The sequence below is a fragment of the Bradyrhizobium sp. LTSP849 genome (assembly GCF_000938255.1).
Classification (GTDB): Bacteria; Pseudomonadota; Alphaproteobacteria; order Rhizobiales; family Xanthobacteraceae; genus Bradyrhizobium.
In genome coordinates this window covers 39,367-54,729 of the sequence record NZ_JYMR01000002.1, presented here as the reverse complement: position 1 = coordinate 54,729, position 15,363 = coordinate 39,367, and the positions used below count along the sequence as shown (strand labels likewise).

Here is a 15,363-nt window from a genome sequence, read left to right as displayed (position 1 = left end):
TTGAGCTTTCATCCTCCCCCGATATACTGCGCATCCTGGAATCGGTTTAGGATATCGGCGTGGCGATTGATCTGAAGGCGGTCGAGCAACTCGCTACCGATCGATCCTCGCTCAAGGCGGCCGCCGGTCTTGCCAAGCCGGCCAAATGGTCCGGCATCGGCGGCAGCCCGGATGGCGCGCTGATCTGGGGCGAATGCGCGGGCTCCGGCGCCAATCCCTACCGCGTGATGGCCGACCTGCGCGACCTCGGCAACAAGTGCACCTGCCCATCGCGCAAATTCCCCTGCAAGCACGTGCTCGGCCTGCTGTGGCTCAACGCCGAAGCCATCGTGCCGTTCGCGCCAGCCGATACGCCGGCATGGGTCAGCGACTGGCTCGGTCGCCGGCGTGGCACATCCGCAGCCAAGCCTGCGAACAATGCACCGTCCGGTGACGCGAAAGATTTGCGTGCCGCACGCATTGTCGAACCGGAGGTCGCCGAAGACCCGAAGGATGCGGCACGGCGCGAGGCCCAGGCCGCCAGGCGAAACGAAGAGACAGAGCGCGCCATCCTCGATGCGCTGGATGCGCTCGAACAATGGATCGGCGACCAGCTGCGCTTGGGACTAGCAGGCTTCATCGACGATGCTACGGCGCGATGCCGGCGGATCGCGGCGCGCCTGGTCGATGGCAAGGCCGCAGTGCTCGCCGGCCGTGTCGACGAACTACCGTCTCGCCTGCTCGCGCTTGCCGCAGGCGATCGGCCACGCGGCGCGGTCGTCGAGCTCGGCAAGCTGGTGATGCTCGCGCGCGCCTTCCGCGCCACGCCGCGCGATGCCGAGGTCAGGCGCGCCGTCGCAACCTCCGAAACCCGCGAAACGGTACTGGCCGATCCGCAAGCCGTGCGGGTCGATACGCAATGGGAGGTGCTCGCCGAACACGTGCAGACGCGCCGCGACGGGCTGGTGTCGCAGACCACATGGCTGCTCAATCTCGCCGCGTCGGGGCCACGCTTTGCCATGCTGCTGGACTTCTTCCCGGCAAGTGTCGGACGACGCGGTTCGGTCTTCACGCCAGGCGAGCGCTTCCGGGGCGAGCTGGTCTTCTATCCGTCACAGCAGCCGCTTCGCGCCCTGCTCGTCCGGCGCGGCGCCGCCGAGGAGACGCTGGCGCCCGAATGGCCTGCGCCGGATGAAGCGCTCTCCGACGCCTTGACGCGGCCGCTGCTGGCCGAGCCGTGGACGATCGACATTCCGCTGCTGCTGCCGCAGGGGCGGATCGCGCGCGACGATGCCGGGCAAGTGTGGTGGCAATCCGGCGACGGCACCGCGACATTGCCGATCGCGAGCAATGCGGAGGGCCTGCTGTGCGGCACCGACCTCACGCGCGCGGCTGCAATCTGGTCAGGCAGCCGGCTCACGATCCTCGCCGCGCAGACCCCGTGGGGACGGATCGGCAGCCATGACTGACGCGCTCAAGGCCGAGGCAATCTACGACGCAATGGGCACGGTGCTGACGCGCTGGACCATGGGATCGGCGGCCGCAGCGGCGGCCCCGTTCTGGCGCGCCGAGCTTGGCGAGGATCCAGCGGAAGCAGAGCTGCGGCTGCTCGCTTTGTCGGGCCAGTTCCTCGGCATCGCGGTGACGGCCGAGCCGGCGTCAACGCTCCGCGTCCTGCCCGACATTCCCGCACTCGCCTTGCCGACCTTACCTGAGGCATTGCGCCCGCTGGCGCGCCGAATGCTCGCGGCGAAGAAACAGGCGCAGGGCAAGACCGAGCTCGTCGACTTTCTCGCGGCGCGCGGCTGGACGACGCATCCTGCCGACTGGATGCCCGAGGCCGGCGATGATGACGCGCCCGACGTCTATGCACCGTGGCGCGACTGGGCGGAGATTGCAGCGTCCAACAACGCCGCGCGGCAGCAGACGAACGACCACATCACCGTCGGCAATTGGGACGATTTCTGGCCTGCCGCGCGCAAAGTCGCACTGGCCGAGCTGCGGCGACGCGATCCGTCCGCGGCACGCGCGGTGCTGGAGGCGAAGCTCGGTAACGAGGGCGCCGACACAAGACTGCGTTTGCTATCGCTGTTGTCCGAGCGGCTGTCCGACGACGACATCGCTTTCCTCGAGGCCATCGTGGCCAATGACCGCGCGCCCAAGGTCAAGGCGCTTGCCACCTCGCTGCTCGCGCGTCTCGGCCGCGGTCAAGTGATCGGCGAGGATGCCGCCGAGCTCGCCGGCTTCTTCTCGGTGAAGACCAGGGGAATCTTGCGCCGCGCGCGCGTCATCGAGGCCGAGCGTCCCAAGACGCCGGCGCAATGGCAACGCCGCAAGGCGCTGCTCGATGGCGCCGATCTCGCATCGTTTGCGGGAGCGCTCGGTATCACGCCACAGGAGTTGATCGCCGCCTGGGACTGGAACGTGGATCCGGCCGCGGACATGGCGCTGATCAACCTGGTCGTGGCAACCGGGACCGATACACAAGTCGCGGACGTGGCGAAGGCTATCGGCCAGCACGATGCGACCGGCCTCATCGTGGCGCTCGCACCGCGGATCGCGCCCACCGAGCGCGCAAGACAGGCCGAGGCCGCCTTGAACACACACGGCATCCGCTTCGAGCTGGCGCAAACGATGGCGGGACCCGCAGCGCGGCTCAACGATCCGCTGTCTGCGCCGGCCGGCAAGGCGCTACTGGCAGCGCTCCGAAGCGACGATGCAAAGCCTTCCGACCAGGTCGCAGAACTCCACGCGCTGGGCCTGATTGCCTCGCGCGAAGGCGCGCGACGATCGCTGGAACGCCTGACGGCTGCGGGCCTGCTGCAAGGCGACCCGCGCCTCGACATGCTGCGGCTCAACGCCGCGTTGGACGACAAGGGAGCGAAGCCATGAGCGAAAAACTGCGGTTGCCGGCCGAGCAGAGCTATGCGGCGGAGCTGAAGGCACTTGCCGCGGGCGACGGGCATCGCCCACCCGGCTGGGCGCTCACGCCGCGGCAGGTCGTGACCTATCTGATGGGCGGCAAGGCGGCCGACGGGACAGTGATCACACCAAAATATGTCGGCGACAAGCGGTTGATCGAGACCGCCATTGCGACACTTGCAACCGATCGCGCGCTGCTGCTGCTCGGCGTCCCCGGCACCGCCAAATCGTGGGTCTCCGAGCATCTCGCCGCGGGCATCACCGGGGACTCCACGCTGGTGATCCAGTGCACGGCAGGGACCGACGAGAACCAGATCCGCTACGGTTGGAACTATGCCCAGCTGCTCGCACATGGGCCGAGCCGCGACGCTCTCGTCGCGACCCCGCTGATGCGCGCGATGGAAGGCGGCAAGCTCTGCCGCTTCGAGGAGCTGACGCGGATGGGCAGCGACGTGCAGGACACGCTGATCACGGTGCTGTCGGAAAAGATGATGCCGGTCCCGGAGCTCAACACCGCGGTCTATGCGCAACGTGGCTTCAATATCATCGCGACCGCCAACAACCGCGACAAGGGCGTCAACGAATTGTCCTCCGCGCTCAAGCGCCGCTTCAATGTCGTCGTGCTGCCGCTGCCCGATAGCGCCGAGGAGGAAGTCGCGATCATCGTCAAGCGCGTCGGCGAGATGGCGCAGAACCTCGATTTGCCCGCGCCCAAGAACGTCGCTGACGAGGTGGCGCGGGTGGTCTCGATCTTCCGCGAGCTGCGCTCCGGCTCGACCGAGGACGGCAAGGTCGCGCTGAAGTCGCCCTCGGGCGGGCTCTCGACGGCCGAAGCGATCGCGGTGATGATTGGCGGGATCAGCCAGGCGACCTTCTTCAACGACGGCAAGCTGACGCCGGAAACGCTCGCCAGCAACATGATCGGCGCGGTCGTGAAGGATCCGGTGCAGGACACGGCCGTGCTCGGCGAATATCTGGAGACGGTATTGAAGAAGAAGCGCGGCTTCGAAGGCTATTATGCTTCGCTGACCGATCGGATCTGAGACCGGGGCTGGCATGACGGGCCAAATCTCACTGTTCGGAATCCGGCACCACGGGCCGGGATCGGCGCGGCGCCTTGTCGAAGCGCTCGACGCGCTCAAGCCCGTCGCGGTGCTGATCGAGGGGCCTGCGGATGCGTCGGACCTGCTGCCGATGCTCGCCGCCCCTGACATGGTGACGCCGGTGGCGTTGCTCGCTTACGCCGAGGACAATCCGGCGAACGCCAGCTTCTTTCCGTTTGCGGATTATTCGCCGGAATACCAGGCCGCGTGCTGGGCCGTGCGCCACGGCGCAGCCTTGCGCTTCATCGACCTGCCGGCATCGGACCGGCTGGGCGCCTCGGCCGCAGACATCGCAGAGGAAAGCGCGGCGAGGTCCGAAGACGATCCAGTCAGCCGCGACCCGATCGGCGCGCTCGCGACCGCGGCCGGATATGACGACGGCGAATCCTGGTGGTCGGACGTCATCGAGGAAAATCCAGCAACAGGCCCCGTGTTCGCAGCGGTCGCCGACGCGATGACGGCGCTGCGCACGGGCGAAAAGCCGTTGTCGGCCCGCGAGGCCGCGCGCGAGGCGCATATGCGGATCGAGATCGCAAGAGCGGCAAAGGAATGCGACGGCGCCGTTGCTGTCGTCTGCGGCGCCTGGCACGTGCCCGCGCTCGCGGAACGCCGCAGCCTTGCAGCGGACCGCGAATTGCTCAAGGGCCGGCCGAAGACGAAGATCAAGGCAACCTGGGCGCCCTGGACCGCGCCGCGCCTGTCGCGCGCGAGCGGCTATGGCGCAGGCGTCGTTGCGCCCGGCTGGTGCGCGCATCTCTGGGAGACGCGCGAGGGCGATCGTACGGCCATCTGGCTTGCCAAGGTGAGTCGCGTACTGCGCGATCACGGCCATTTCGTCTCGACCGCCTCGGTGATCGAGGCGCAGCGGCTCGGCACCGCGCTCGCCGCGCTGCGCGGCCGACCCGCGCCGGGATTCGCCGAGCTCCGTGAGGCGGCAATCGCGTGCCTCTGCAACGGCGAGCGCGCGCTGTGGAACGATATTGCCGCCGAACTCCTGGTCGGCGCGGGTGTCGGCGCAATTCCCGCGGCGACACCGCTTGCGCCGCTGCTCGAAGACCTTCAGCGCCAGCAGAAGGCGACACGGCTCAAACCGGAAGCGCTGGAGCGGCCGCTGACGCTCGATCTGCGCAGCGAGAGCGGGCTGATACGCTCGACGCTGCTGCATCGCCTGAATGCGCTCGACGTGCCCTGGGGACGGCTGACCGATGCCGGCCGCAGCCGCGGCACCTTTCGCGAGAACTGGCAGTTGCGCTGGGAGCCGGAATTCGCCGTGCGGCTGGTCGAAAACCTGCTCTACGGCTCGACGATTGCGGAAGCCGCCGCCGGCCGCCTGATCGAGGCGATGGGCAAGGAGGCCGAGCTCGGCGTATTGGCTAGCCTCGTGCGTGACGCCATGATCGCCGATCTGCCGCGCGCCACCGAACGCGGCATCGCGGCTTTGGAGACCAAGGCAGCGCTCACCAGCGACGGCCAGGCCCTGCTCGGCGCATTGCCGCCGATGGCCGACATCCTGCGCTATGGCGAGGCGCGCGCCGGCACGGTCGAGCATCTCTCCGCGCTGATGCCCCGCATTGTGGTGCAGGCGGCCCTCGCCCTGCCCTACACCGCGCGCAATCTCGACGCGCCCGCCGCAGCCAAGCTGCGCGCGGCGATCATCGCAGCCGATGCCGCGATTCAGCTCGCCCAGCTCGATGGCGACATCGTCACCACATGGCACGACGCGCTGTCAGCTCTGCTGCACGATGACCAGGCGACGCGGTTGATCGCGGGCACTGCCGCGCGGCTGCTCTACGAAGCCGAGCTGCTCGCCGCCGATCGCGCCGCCGAGCTCATGGCGCGGATGCTGTCGCCCGGCACGCCAGTCGCGGAAGCAGCCGGCTTTTTCGAAGGTTTCTTTGACGGCGCGGGCCAACGGCTGATCCATGACGCGGAGCTGCGCGGCGCGGTGGATGCATGGTTGATGGCTCTCGACGAGGATGCCTTCACCGCCAACCTCCCGCTGTTTCGCCGCGTGTTCTCGGCGCTCGATCGCACCGAGCGCCGGCGCCTGATGGACGCGTTGTTCGCGCGCCACTCGGGCGGCTCGAAAGGATACAGGCTGGTCGCGGACGCAGCCGCCATCTGGCCGGCACATCAGTCACGTGTGATCGAACTCTTCACGTCGGGAGCGGCGCGATGAGCGAGAGCGAAGAGCGCAGCCGCCGCTGGACGCTTGCCCTCGGCGCCGATGCCGACGGAGCCGGGAACGGCCCCGCCCTGTCCGACAGCGATCGCCGCATGTCCGAGGCGCTGACGGCGCTCTACGGCAATGGCGACGACGCACCGAAGAAGGGCCGCGGCGGGCTTGGCGGCTCGGCCCCGCGCGTGGCGAAATGGCTCGGCGATATCCGGGAGTTCTTCCCTGCGCCTGTGGTGCAGGTGATCCAGAAGGACGCATTCGAGCGCAAGGGCCTGCGCCAGATGCTGCTCGAGCCCGAGTTCCTCGCGACCGTCGAAGCGGATGTGAACCTGATCGCCGATCTGGTCGCGCTGCGCGGCGTGATGCCGGAGAAGACCAAAGACACTGCCCGCGTCGTGATCGCGAAGGTCGTGGCCGAGCTGATGGAGCGGCTCGAACGGCGCACTGCGGACGCGGTCCGCGGCGCCTTGAACCGCTCGCTGCGGACCAATCGCCCGCGTTTTGCCGATATCGACTGGCCACGCACCATCAAGGCCAATCTGCGCCATTACCAGGCGGAGCATCGCACCGTGGTGCCCGAACGACTGATCGGATTCCTGCGCCAGCAGCGTCGCATCGTCGATCTGGAGGAGGTCATCCTGTGCGTCGACCAGTCGGGATCGATGGCAACCTCAGTCGTCTATGCCTCGATCTTTGCCGCGGTGATGGCCTCGCTGCCGGTGGTCGCGACCAAGCTCGTCTGTTTTGACACCGCTATCGTGGACCTGACCGAGGAACTCGCCGATCCGGTCGAGGTGCTGTTCGGCGTCCAGCTCGGCGGCGGCACCGATATCAACCACGCGGTCGCCTATTGCGAGGACCACATTGAGCGGCCGGCAAAGGCGCATCTGATCCTGATTACCGACCTCTATGAGGGCGGCGACGCAGATGCGCTGGTCGATCGCCTCGGCAGGCTCGCCACGCGCGGGATCAACGTGATCGTACTGCTGGCGCTGACCGATACTGGGCGGCCGTCCTACAACCCCGCGCTCTCAGCGAGGGTCGCGAGCCTCGGCATTCCCGTCTTCGCCTGCACGCCGGACCAGTTTCCGGATCTGATGGCAACCGCGCTGAAACGCGAGGACGTTGCCGGTTGGGCTGCCGACCAGGATATCAAGCTGATCCGGCCCGAAGGATGAATGCTCTGAGTCCGGCTAGATCTTCGCTTCGGCAAAGATGCGACCGATCCAATCGAGGAACACGCGCAGGCGCAGCGTGAGCTGGCGGTTTTGCGGATAAAGGGCCGACAATGGCGTCGGCGACGGAGGAAAGTTCGGCAGCACCTCGACCAGCGCGCCACTGGCCAGGTCCTCTTCAAAGCGATAGCGCGGCGCCTGCATCAGGCCGAAGCCGAGCCGCGCCAGATCCGCCATGGTGTCGGAATTGTTCACCCTGATCCGGCTCGGCAGCACGATCTCGCGCAAGGCGCCGCCGACGGAAAACTCCAGCGGCAACACGTCGCCGGTCCGCGACGAGATGAAGCCGACCATCTGGTGCCCGTCGAGCGCATCCGGCGTTTTGGGCGTGCCGTGCTTGGCAAGGTACGCCGGACTTGCCACCGTGATCTCCGCAATGGTGCCGAGGCTGCGCTGGATCATGCCACTGTCCTCTAGCTGGCCGGCGCGGATGACGCAGTCGACCCCCTCGCGCACGAGATCGACCAGGCGATCGCCCTGCCCGATCTGCAATTCGATCAACGGATGACGCGCCAGGAACTCGGGCAAGTTCGGCAGGATGAAGGTACGCGTCAGCAGCGGGTGCGCATCGAAGCGCAACAGGCCGCGCGGCTGCGCGTCGCGCATCGCGCTTTCCGCCTCCTCGACCTCCGACAGGATCGCGACGCAGCGGCGATAATATTCCTCGCCGTCGAGCGTGGCCGTCACATGCCGGGTGGTGCGCTCGAGCAGGCGAACCCCGAGATGTGCCTCGAGGCTGCGCAGGACTTCGCTCGCCGTGGAGCGAGGCAGGCCGAGATCGGCCGCGGCAGCCGTGAAGCTGCGCCTTTCCACGAGGCGGACAAACAGGCGCATGGTCTCGAAGCGGTCCATGCCGGATTGTTCAACATAGCCGACAGGTGATGGCAAGTGCCGCCGGATTATCCGTGCCGGGTGATCGGCTATTCCCTGTGCATGTCGCACGGAACGACCGGCGGCCGGTTTCACGGAGACGCAACCATGCCGTTCGCCAACATCAAGGTCCCGCAGGCCGCACTGTCGAGAGCGCAGAAGGCGGAGATCGTGCATCGGATCACCGCGATGTTCGTCGACTATTTCAGCGAAGCGGCGCGCCCGCACACGATGGTGCTGATCGAAGAGGTGCCCGACGGCGGCTACGGCCGCGCCGATGAAGTGTTCGTGATCCCCGAGGCTTATCGGGCGAAAGACTGACGCGCGTCCCTCGCCACAACGTGATTGGATGATTTCCATCCTCCCATTGGAGCACTGCTGCACCGCAACTACCTCAAAGGAAAGTCCATTGGAGATGGAGATTTCCATGAGCAAGTCCAGCAACGCTTCCACGAAAACCCATCGCTACGAGTTCGTTCACGGCGACGGCGTCGACTTCGTCACCTACCAGCGCCGCAGCGAGAACGGAATCTGGCAGACCTTTGCGACCTGGATGATTCCGCGCGCCGTCTGCGATTAGGACGGCCGGCAAGCTCGGCGCCATTGACTGGAGTATATATCTGACTAAAGTCAGCTAAATGCTCGACCCCGTCTCGCGCGTCCGCCGCTTCAACCGTGCCGTGACTTCTGCCGTCGGCGCGCTCGATACTTCGTTCCTCGGACGCGGCCGGCCGCTTGGGGCGGCACGCGTGCTCAATGCGATCGGGCATGGGCGCACCGATGTGGCCGAGATCCGCGACTATCTCGGCCTCGATTCCGGGCTGATGAGCCGGCTTTTGCGAAGTCTCGAGGACGAAGGTCTGATCGAAACCACGTCGCATGAGGATGACGCACGGCGCCGTGTCGCCCGGCTTTCGCGCGCGGGCCGGCGTGAGTTCGCCGCCTACGAGACCATGTCGAACACGCAAGCGGAGGGCTTCCTCGCCCGCCATTCGCAGCGCGAGGCGCTGCTTGCGGCGATGGACCTGATTGCCTCCGCGCTGACACGCGAGCGCATCGCGCTCGATGAGATGGATCCGCAGGGCGACGAGTCGCGCTACTGCCTCGGCGAGTACTATGCCGAGCTCGGCCGCCGCTTCCAGCAGGGGTTTGACGTCTCGCTGTCGCGCGACCCCGATGCCAAGGACATGCGCCCGCCACGCGGAACGTTCATCGTCGCGATGTCGGATACGCTGCCACTTGGCTGCGTCGGGCTGAAGGGAACCGATCACGGCTATGCCGAGATCAAGCGGCTGTGGGTCGCCCCATCAGCGCGCGGATTGGGGCTCGGCCGGCGCCTGATGGACGCGACTGAGCGCGCGGCGCGCGAGCTCGGCATCAAGCTGTTGCGGCTCGACACCAACAGCGCGCTGCCAGAGGCCGGCCAGCTCTACCGCAGCACCGGCTGGCGCGAGATCCCGCGCTTCAATGACGATCCCTACCCGGACCTGTTTTTCGAGAAGCGCATCCAGTCATAGACCTCGTCACGCCGTCACCGGCGCCGCCTCGCCTTGCGGCTTCGCAAACGGGCGGAAATTCATCGCCATCAGGAACGCACCGAGGCCCATCGCCCAGGAACCGATATAGAGCCAGGCGTAGCTCGAGAACGCATCGTAGATCAGGCCGCCGGCAAGCGGGCCCGTGGCCATGCCGAGACTGCCGGCCATCGCGGTGCCGCCGATCATCGTGCCCATCATCCGTAGCGGAAAGTTTTCGCGAATGAGCACGGCATAGAGCGGCATGGTGCCGGCATAGATGAAGCCGAAGACGGCGGCGACCGTATAGAACGTTGCGAGCTGATGGGCGAAGACGTAAGCGAGCGCACCGAAGGCCTGCAACAGCAGCCCCGAGACCAGTACGCGCTTGGCGCCGAAGCGATCGCCCATCAGGCCGAAGGCGACGCGTCCGCCGAGGCCCGCAAGGCCCTCGACGCTGTAGATCGTCACTGCAGCGATCAGCGGGATGCCGCAGCTCACGGCATAGCTGACGGTGTGGATGATCGGGCCGGAATGGGTGGCGCAGCAGAAGAAATTGGTGGCGAGCAGGATGATGAATTGCGGCGAGCGCAACGCCTCGCCCATCGACATCTCGGCCTGCGCAGCCCTCTCACCTGACGGCGCGACCGGCGGATGCGCCAGTGCCGGCGGACGGCGCACCAGGAGCGCCACCGGGATCATGATGGCGCCGACCACCAGCGCCACGATCTGCATCGCGGTGCGCCAATCATGGTTGGAGACGAGCCACGCCGCAAGCGGCGCCATCGTCATCGGCGCCACACCCATGCCGGCCGACACCAGCGACACAGCCAGGCTGCGATGGGTGTCGAACCAGCCGGTCACGGTCGCCATCATCGGCGCGAAGATCGCGGCGCAGGAGGCGCCCACCAGCAGACCGAAGATGAACTGGAACGCAATCAGCGAGGTCGCATGGCTCGCCGCGAACAGGCTCAGCGACAGCACCGTCGATCCCGTCAGCACCACCGGCAGCGGCCCGAACCGGTCGGTCAGCGTGCCCCAGGCCATGCTGGTGAAGGCCATCGCGAGAAAGCCGATCGTCATCGCGCTGGAGATGCCGGTCACCGACCAGCCGGTATCCTTTGCGATCGGCTGCAGGAATACCGGCAGCGAAAACATGCCGCCGATCGCGACGCAGCCGAGCAGGCCGCCGGCGGCGACGATCACCCAGCGATAAGAGGAAGCGGTCATTTTGGTCTCCCGTCAGGTCTGTCTGGTGGAAGACGAATGGGAACGGCCGGGGCCGACAGGATAGCGTGATTATTCGTGCCCTGCGAATATGGTGCTTCCACATCAAAAACGTCGAAAACGTCGAAAACAACCCCATGCACAGTAGCCGGCCGCTGCCGGATCAATGACTTACGAGCGGCTCACAATGCCAGAAAGCGATTTGACTCGTCGGGCAAAACACGGGCAATATGTCATCATCCCGCAGACCTCGATCGCATCATCCCGAAGCGCGTGCCACTCTGCGCCTGGCTACGCGTCGAACAACGCGTTCACATCGCCCTCCGTGAGGGCCGACGCGATCCCGCCGTCACGGTCGAACAGGCCGTCGGCGAGCGCGCGCTTTCTGGCTTTGAGTTCGTCCATCTTTTCTTCGATCGTTCCGGCGGCCACTAACCTGTAAACGAAGACGGCCTTGTCCTGTCCGATCCGATAGGCCCGATCGATCGCCTGTTCCTCGACAGCGGGATTCCACCAGGGATCGAAAATGATGACGGTATCGGCGGCGGTCAGATTGAGGCCTACACCACCTGCCTTCAGGCTGACCAGGAAGATTTCAGCCGCGCCGTCCTGAAAGGCTTCAATCGCCGTCTTTCGGTCCTTGGTTTGACCGGTGAGAATGCTGTAGCGCAAGCCTCCGGTGTCGAGGCGCGTCCTGATCAGATCGAGCATGGAGGTGAATTGCGAGAAGATGATGATCTTGCGTCCCTCGCTCAGCAGCTCCCCCACCATGTCGATCAGGCGATCGAGCTTGGCCGACGGCCGTTCGACGCCGTCGTTCAGTTTCAGCAAGGCCGGATCGCAACAGGCCTGCCGCATCCGAAGCAGGGCTTCGAGCACCACGATATGACTCTTGGCAAGGCCACGCTTTGCGATGGCCTCCCGAACCTTGCGCGACATCGTGAGCCGTATCGAATCGTAGAGATCGCGTTGCGGCCCTTCCAGCGCGATGCTCTCCACCATTTCGCTCTTGGCGGGCAGTTCGGTCGCCACCTCCGTCTTGGTACGTCGCAACAAAAATGGCTTGACGCGCTGCGCCAGGGCCGCGGTCCGCTCCTTATCGGCCCGCTTTTCGATCGGCGTGCGCCACTGGCGCGAAAAGGCGGCCTTGTCGCCGAGATAGCCCGGGTTGACGAAGCTCATGATCGACCAGAGTTCGCCGAGGTGATTTTCCATCGGCGTGCCCGTGAGACAGAAGCGATGCAGTGCCTTCGTCTCGCGCAGCCATCGCGTGGTGGCGGCATCGGGATTCTTGACCGTCTGCGCCTCGTCCAGCACGGCCATTTGCCACTCCCGCGCCAGCAGAATTTCGCGGTCCCGCGCGATCAGCGGATAGGTGGTCAGGACCAGATCGTGCTCTGCGATGGCAGGAAACTTGTGCTTGCGATCTGCGCCGTGCAGGACCAGCACCTTCAGCTCCGGCGCGAACTTCTGCGCCTCGGCGGACCAATTCGTCATCAGGCTGGTCGGCGCGACGACCAGCACGGGATTGGCCAGGTGACCTCGCGCTTTCTCCAGCGCGATCAAGGCCAGGATCTGGACCGTCTTGCCCAGCCCCATGTCGTCGGCGAGGATCCCGCCCAACCCGCTCTCGCGGAGCAGATCGAGCCATGCCACACCCTGCGCCTGATAAGGCCGAAGCGTGGCGCGAAAGGTCGGCGGCAGTTCCGGCGCGGTCAACCCTCGCGCCTGAAGCAGGCCTGCGAGGCGGCGAAGACTGTCGGCTCCCTGAAAGGCGAAGCTCTCGTTCTCTACGCCGAGCAGCGGAACGAGGTCCGCGCGCGACAGTCTGATCTTCCTGGAGGCGTCCTCGAAAGCGCCGCTCATGTGCAGGCCATGCAGCGCCAGCACGAGCGGCAGGAAGCGATCGGCAGCCAGCGCAACGTGCCGGCCGTCGGCTAGCGGCAGAAGGAAACGCTCGCCCTTGTCCGCGAGCTGCGTCAGCAATTCGGGGCTGAAGCCGGGTGTCGAAACCAGCGCGGCCAAGAGCGGCGCGAGATCGCGTCGCTCGCCTTCGATCTCGATGCCGAGCGACAATTCGAACCAGTCGATGCCGCTGGACTCCAGCACCGCATCGAAATCACCTGATGACTCCGCCAGATTGAACGGAAAATCGTGGTCGATCAGGATCTCGAACCCCTCCGACCGCAATTGCCCGGCGTGCAGCGCGAGAAAATCGAACCAGCCCTGCTGGTTGCTCAGCGTCAGATCCATGGCATGGCGAAAGTCGAGCATCCGATGCACCGACCGTGCATCGGCGAAACCCGCGTCGGCAAGGCGCTTGCGTGCCTGCCTCTCCTTAGCCAGGCGGCGTGCGATCGCATAGACCTGCCCGCCTTGAAACAGCTCCAGCCGGCTCGCTCTCTGGGTTGGATCGATGTCGAACCCACCGTAGCGAAAACCGAGGCTGGCCACGCCGGCGGGACCGGGCCGTTCGCTCTTGTTGTTATAGTAATAATAGCTTGCGCCGACATGTCCGAGCTTCAGCCGCAGAACGGGACGCGGATCCTCGTCGATGAGCACCGCAGCCGTTGGCGGCACCGGCAGCAGACCGTGGTGAAGCTCGGGCAGCTTCTGGCTCAGGCGGCGCGACACCTCTTCGAGCTGCGCGCGGGGAATGGAGGGTGCAGCCAGGAACTGGGAGGCGAGCCGAGGCGGCAAGCCAAGTTGCACCGGCCCGATCACACCGGTGGCTTCGTCGACATACACCGGCGGTTCAGCATTCAACGCGACCGCCCCCGAGACGACGAGGTTCGGTGCAACGCCCTTGCCGCGCCCCGGGCGCCATTCGATCCTGCCTTCGCGCGCTTCGCCCCAGCTCAGCGGCGCCCGCTTGTGGTCGCGCCAGAATGCGCGGCCGGTCGCAACGATGCGGCGCAACACCTCTTCCGTGTGCGGCCCCTGGTCGGAATAGCCGCGGATGCGAGCCTTCACCGCCGTCATGATGTCGACATCGACATCGAGAAAATATTTCGGTGCTCGCTCCGGCTTGAACTCGTAGGGGCTCGGACTGTTGTAGTTGTCGGCATACGCCCCGCCCTTGCGCGGCTGGACCGATCGCAGGGACACCGTGAGATAAGGCATCGGGTCGCTCGACGGCACCAGGCAGTACAGCAACCGCGGGCTCTCTTCCGCGGCATAATCGCTGCTCCGTGCCGCACGGCCGACCGTGTCGATCCAGGTGTTGACCTCAAGGCCCAGGACCGGGGGAGCCGACGGCGCTTGCACCTTGGCAGGCTTGTCTGCCTGTGGGGGTGGCGCGGGCGGCAGCTTCGACGGCTCTTTGTCGCTCAGCGCTTCAAGCAGGGTCGCGGCGACATGCTTGCAGTTGAGGGCCATCGGACAACTGCAATCGCCTTCAATGTCGGTGAGCCTGCCGCCGTCGAACTCCAACTGGATGTCGACGCGATAATTCCTGGACTCGCTGCCTCGCACCCGGGAGGTGACGCGGGTCAGGTCGTCGCTGACATCCACCGCCGAGACGCGGTCCTGCGCCTGATAGACGTGCGCCTTCTCCATCGCCGATCGGCTGAAGTAACTATAGATGTCTTTTCGTTTGAGAACGTCCGACAGCACTTGCAGCGATTCCGCGACCCAGATTATCGGCATGCAGCATAGCCGTTTCGACCAGAGCGTTGTAGTCTTCGAACGCGCCGCCGATGCTGGCGCGCTGCCAATGGCCAGATTTCGGCAAAGCCCCGTATGAGATCGGACGCCGCCAAGTTCCCACGCCGGTTCCAGGAAAATAGCGGTTCGTGGTCCAGACGTCGATGCTCCAAGCCAACAAGATGCGCCTTCGCCTCGACTGCGAACGAACGGAATACTCCCATGCCAAAAATCGAGATCGTTGCCGTGCCGGCCCGGATGGGCTCCGGCTATCCCGCCCCCTTTAATACTCCTTGCGCCGATCGCATCCGCAAGCGGCTCGGCAATGCCGGAGGCCTTTCCGATTTTGGCGTCAATCTCATGCGTCTGCCGCCGGGCAACTGGTCGAGCCAGCGCCACTGGCATTCGCACGAGGACGAGTTCGTCTACCTACTCGAAGGCGAGGTGGTGCTGATCGAGGAAGACGCCGAAACCGTACTGCGCGCAGGCGATTGCGCCGCCTTCCCGAAAGGCAGCGGCAACGGCCATCACATGATCAACCGGTCGGACGCGGTAGCCGTCTATCTCGAGATCGGCTCGCGCTCGCCCGACGACCTCACGACCTGCTCGGACATCGACATGATGAGCGCAAATTCGGACGGAAGGTTCGTGCACAAAGACGGCACGCCCTATCCAGACGCGTGACCGGA

Annotated in this window: 12 protein-coding genes; 9 read left to right on the top strand and 3 right to left on the bottom strand. The window is 65.9% G+C overall.

All coding sequences use genetic code 11. The features are described from left to right. Nucleotides 1–59: 59 nt before the first annotated feature. Genes UB31_RS01445 through UB31_RS01425 form a run of 5 tightly spaced genes read left to right on the top strand, consistent with a single transcriptional unit; the run spans nucleotide 60 to nucleotide 7,361 of the window. Nucleotides 60–1,448, top strand: coding sequence for an SWIM zinc finger family protein (locus UB31_RS01445; RefSeq protein ID WP_045009543.1), 1,389 nt, complete (start codon nucleotides 60–62; stop codon nucleotides 1,446–1,448). Continuing rightward, nucleotides 1,441–2,871, top strand: coding sequence for a DUF5691 domain-containing protein (locus UB31_RS01440; RefSeq protein WP_045009542.1), 1,431 nt, complete (start codon nucleotides 1,441–1,443; stop codon nucleotides 2,869–2,871). Before UB31_RS01445 ends, UB31_RS01440 begins: the two co-directional genes overlap by 8 nt. After that, a complete protein-coding gene (locus UB31_RS01435; RefSeq protein ID WP_045009541.1) occupies nucleotides 2,868–3,944 on the top strand; it encodes an ATP-binding protein in 1,077 nt (358 codons plus the stop codon). Before UB31_RS01440 ends, UB31_RS01435 begins: the two co-directional genes overlap by 4 nt. Before the next feature lie 13 nt (nucleotides 3,945–3,957). Then, on the top strand, nucleotides 3,958–6,183 hold the full coding sequence (locus UB31_RS01430) for a DUF5682 family protein (protein WP_045009540.1): 2,226 nt from the start codon (nucleotides 3,958–3,960) through the stop codon (nucleotides 6,181–6,183). Beyond that, nucleotides 6,180–7,361: a VWA domain-containing protein gene (locus UB31_RS01425; protein WP_045009539.1), complete on the top strand. Its 1,182-nt coding sequence runs from the start codon at nucleotides 6,180–6,182 to the stop codon at nucleotides 7,359–7,361. The genes UB31_RS01430 and UB31_RS01425 overlap by 4 nt, the downstream gene beginning before the upstream one ends. A 15-nt stretch (nucleotides 7,362–7,376) precedes the next feature. On the opposite strand, the gene UB31_RS01420 is transcribed toward UB31_RS01425, so the two are convergent. Then, nucleotides 7,377–8,270: a LysR family transcriptional regulator gene (locus UB31_RS01420; protein ID WP_045009538.1), complete on the bottom strand. Its 894-nt coding sequence runs from the start codon at nucleotides 8,268–8,270 to the stop codon at nucleotides 7,377–7,379. A gap of 126 nt (nucleotides 8,271–8,396) precedes the next feature. Between UB31_RS01420 and UB31_RS01415 the strand changes: the two genes are divergently transcribed. From UB31_RS01415 to UB31_RS01410, 3 genes are all read left to right on the top strand, one after another. Further along, nucleotides 8,397–8,609: a tautomerase family protein gene (locus UB31_RS01415; protein WP_045000465.1), complete on the top strand. Its 213-nt coding sequence runs from the start codon at nucleotides 8,397–8,399 to the stop codon at nucleotides 8,607–8,609. 106 nt (nucleotides 8,610–8,715) lie between these two features. Further along, the gene (locus UB31_RS42015) at nucleotides 8,716–8,868 is read left to right on the top strand and encodes a hypothetical protein (RefSeq protein WP_197087110.1); all 153 of its coding nucleotides are present in this window, start codon (nucleotides 8,716–8,718) and stop codon (nucleotides 8,866–8,868) included. A 58-nt stretch (nucleotides 8,869–8,926) separates the two neighbouring features. Continuing rightward, entirely contained in the window at nucleotides 8,927–9,805 is an 879-nt protein-coding gene (locus UB31_RS01410; RefSeq protein WP_045009537.1) for a bifunctional helix-turn-helix transcriptional regulator/GNAT family N-acetyltransferase, read from the top strand. A gap of 6 nt (nucleotides 9,806–9,811) precedes the next feature. Here the strand turns inward: UB31_RS01410 and UB31_RS01405 are convergent, their stop codons facing one another. Both UB31_RS01405 and UB31_RS01400 read right to left on the bottom strand, forming a co-directional pair. Further along, nucleotides 9,812–11,032, bottom strand: coding sequence for an MFS transporter (locus UB31_RS01405; protein ID WP_045009536.1), 1,221 nt, complete (start codon nucleotides 11,030–11,032; stop codon nucleotides 9,812–9,814). Between the two features lie 288 nt (nucleotides 11,033–11,320). Further along, nucleotides 11,321–14,677: a DEAD/DEAH box helicase gene (locus tag UB31_RS01400; RefSeq protein ID WP_050044710.1), complete on the bottom strand. Its 3,357-nt coding sequence runs from the start codon at nucleotides 14,675–14,677 to the stop codon at nucleotides 11,321–11,323. Between the two features lie 219 nt (nucleotides 14,678–14,896). Between UB31_RS01400 and UB31_RS01395 the strand changes: the two genes are divergently transcribed. After that, nucleotides 14,897–15,358: a cupin domain-containing protein gene (locus UB31_RS01395; protein WP_045000471.1), complete on the top strand. Its 462-nt coding sequence runs from the start codon at nucleotides 14,897–14,899 to the stop codon at nucleotides 15,356–15,358. Nucleotides 15,359–15,363 lie beyond the last annotated feature (5 nt).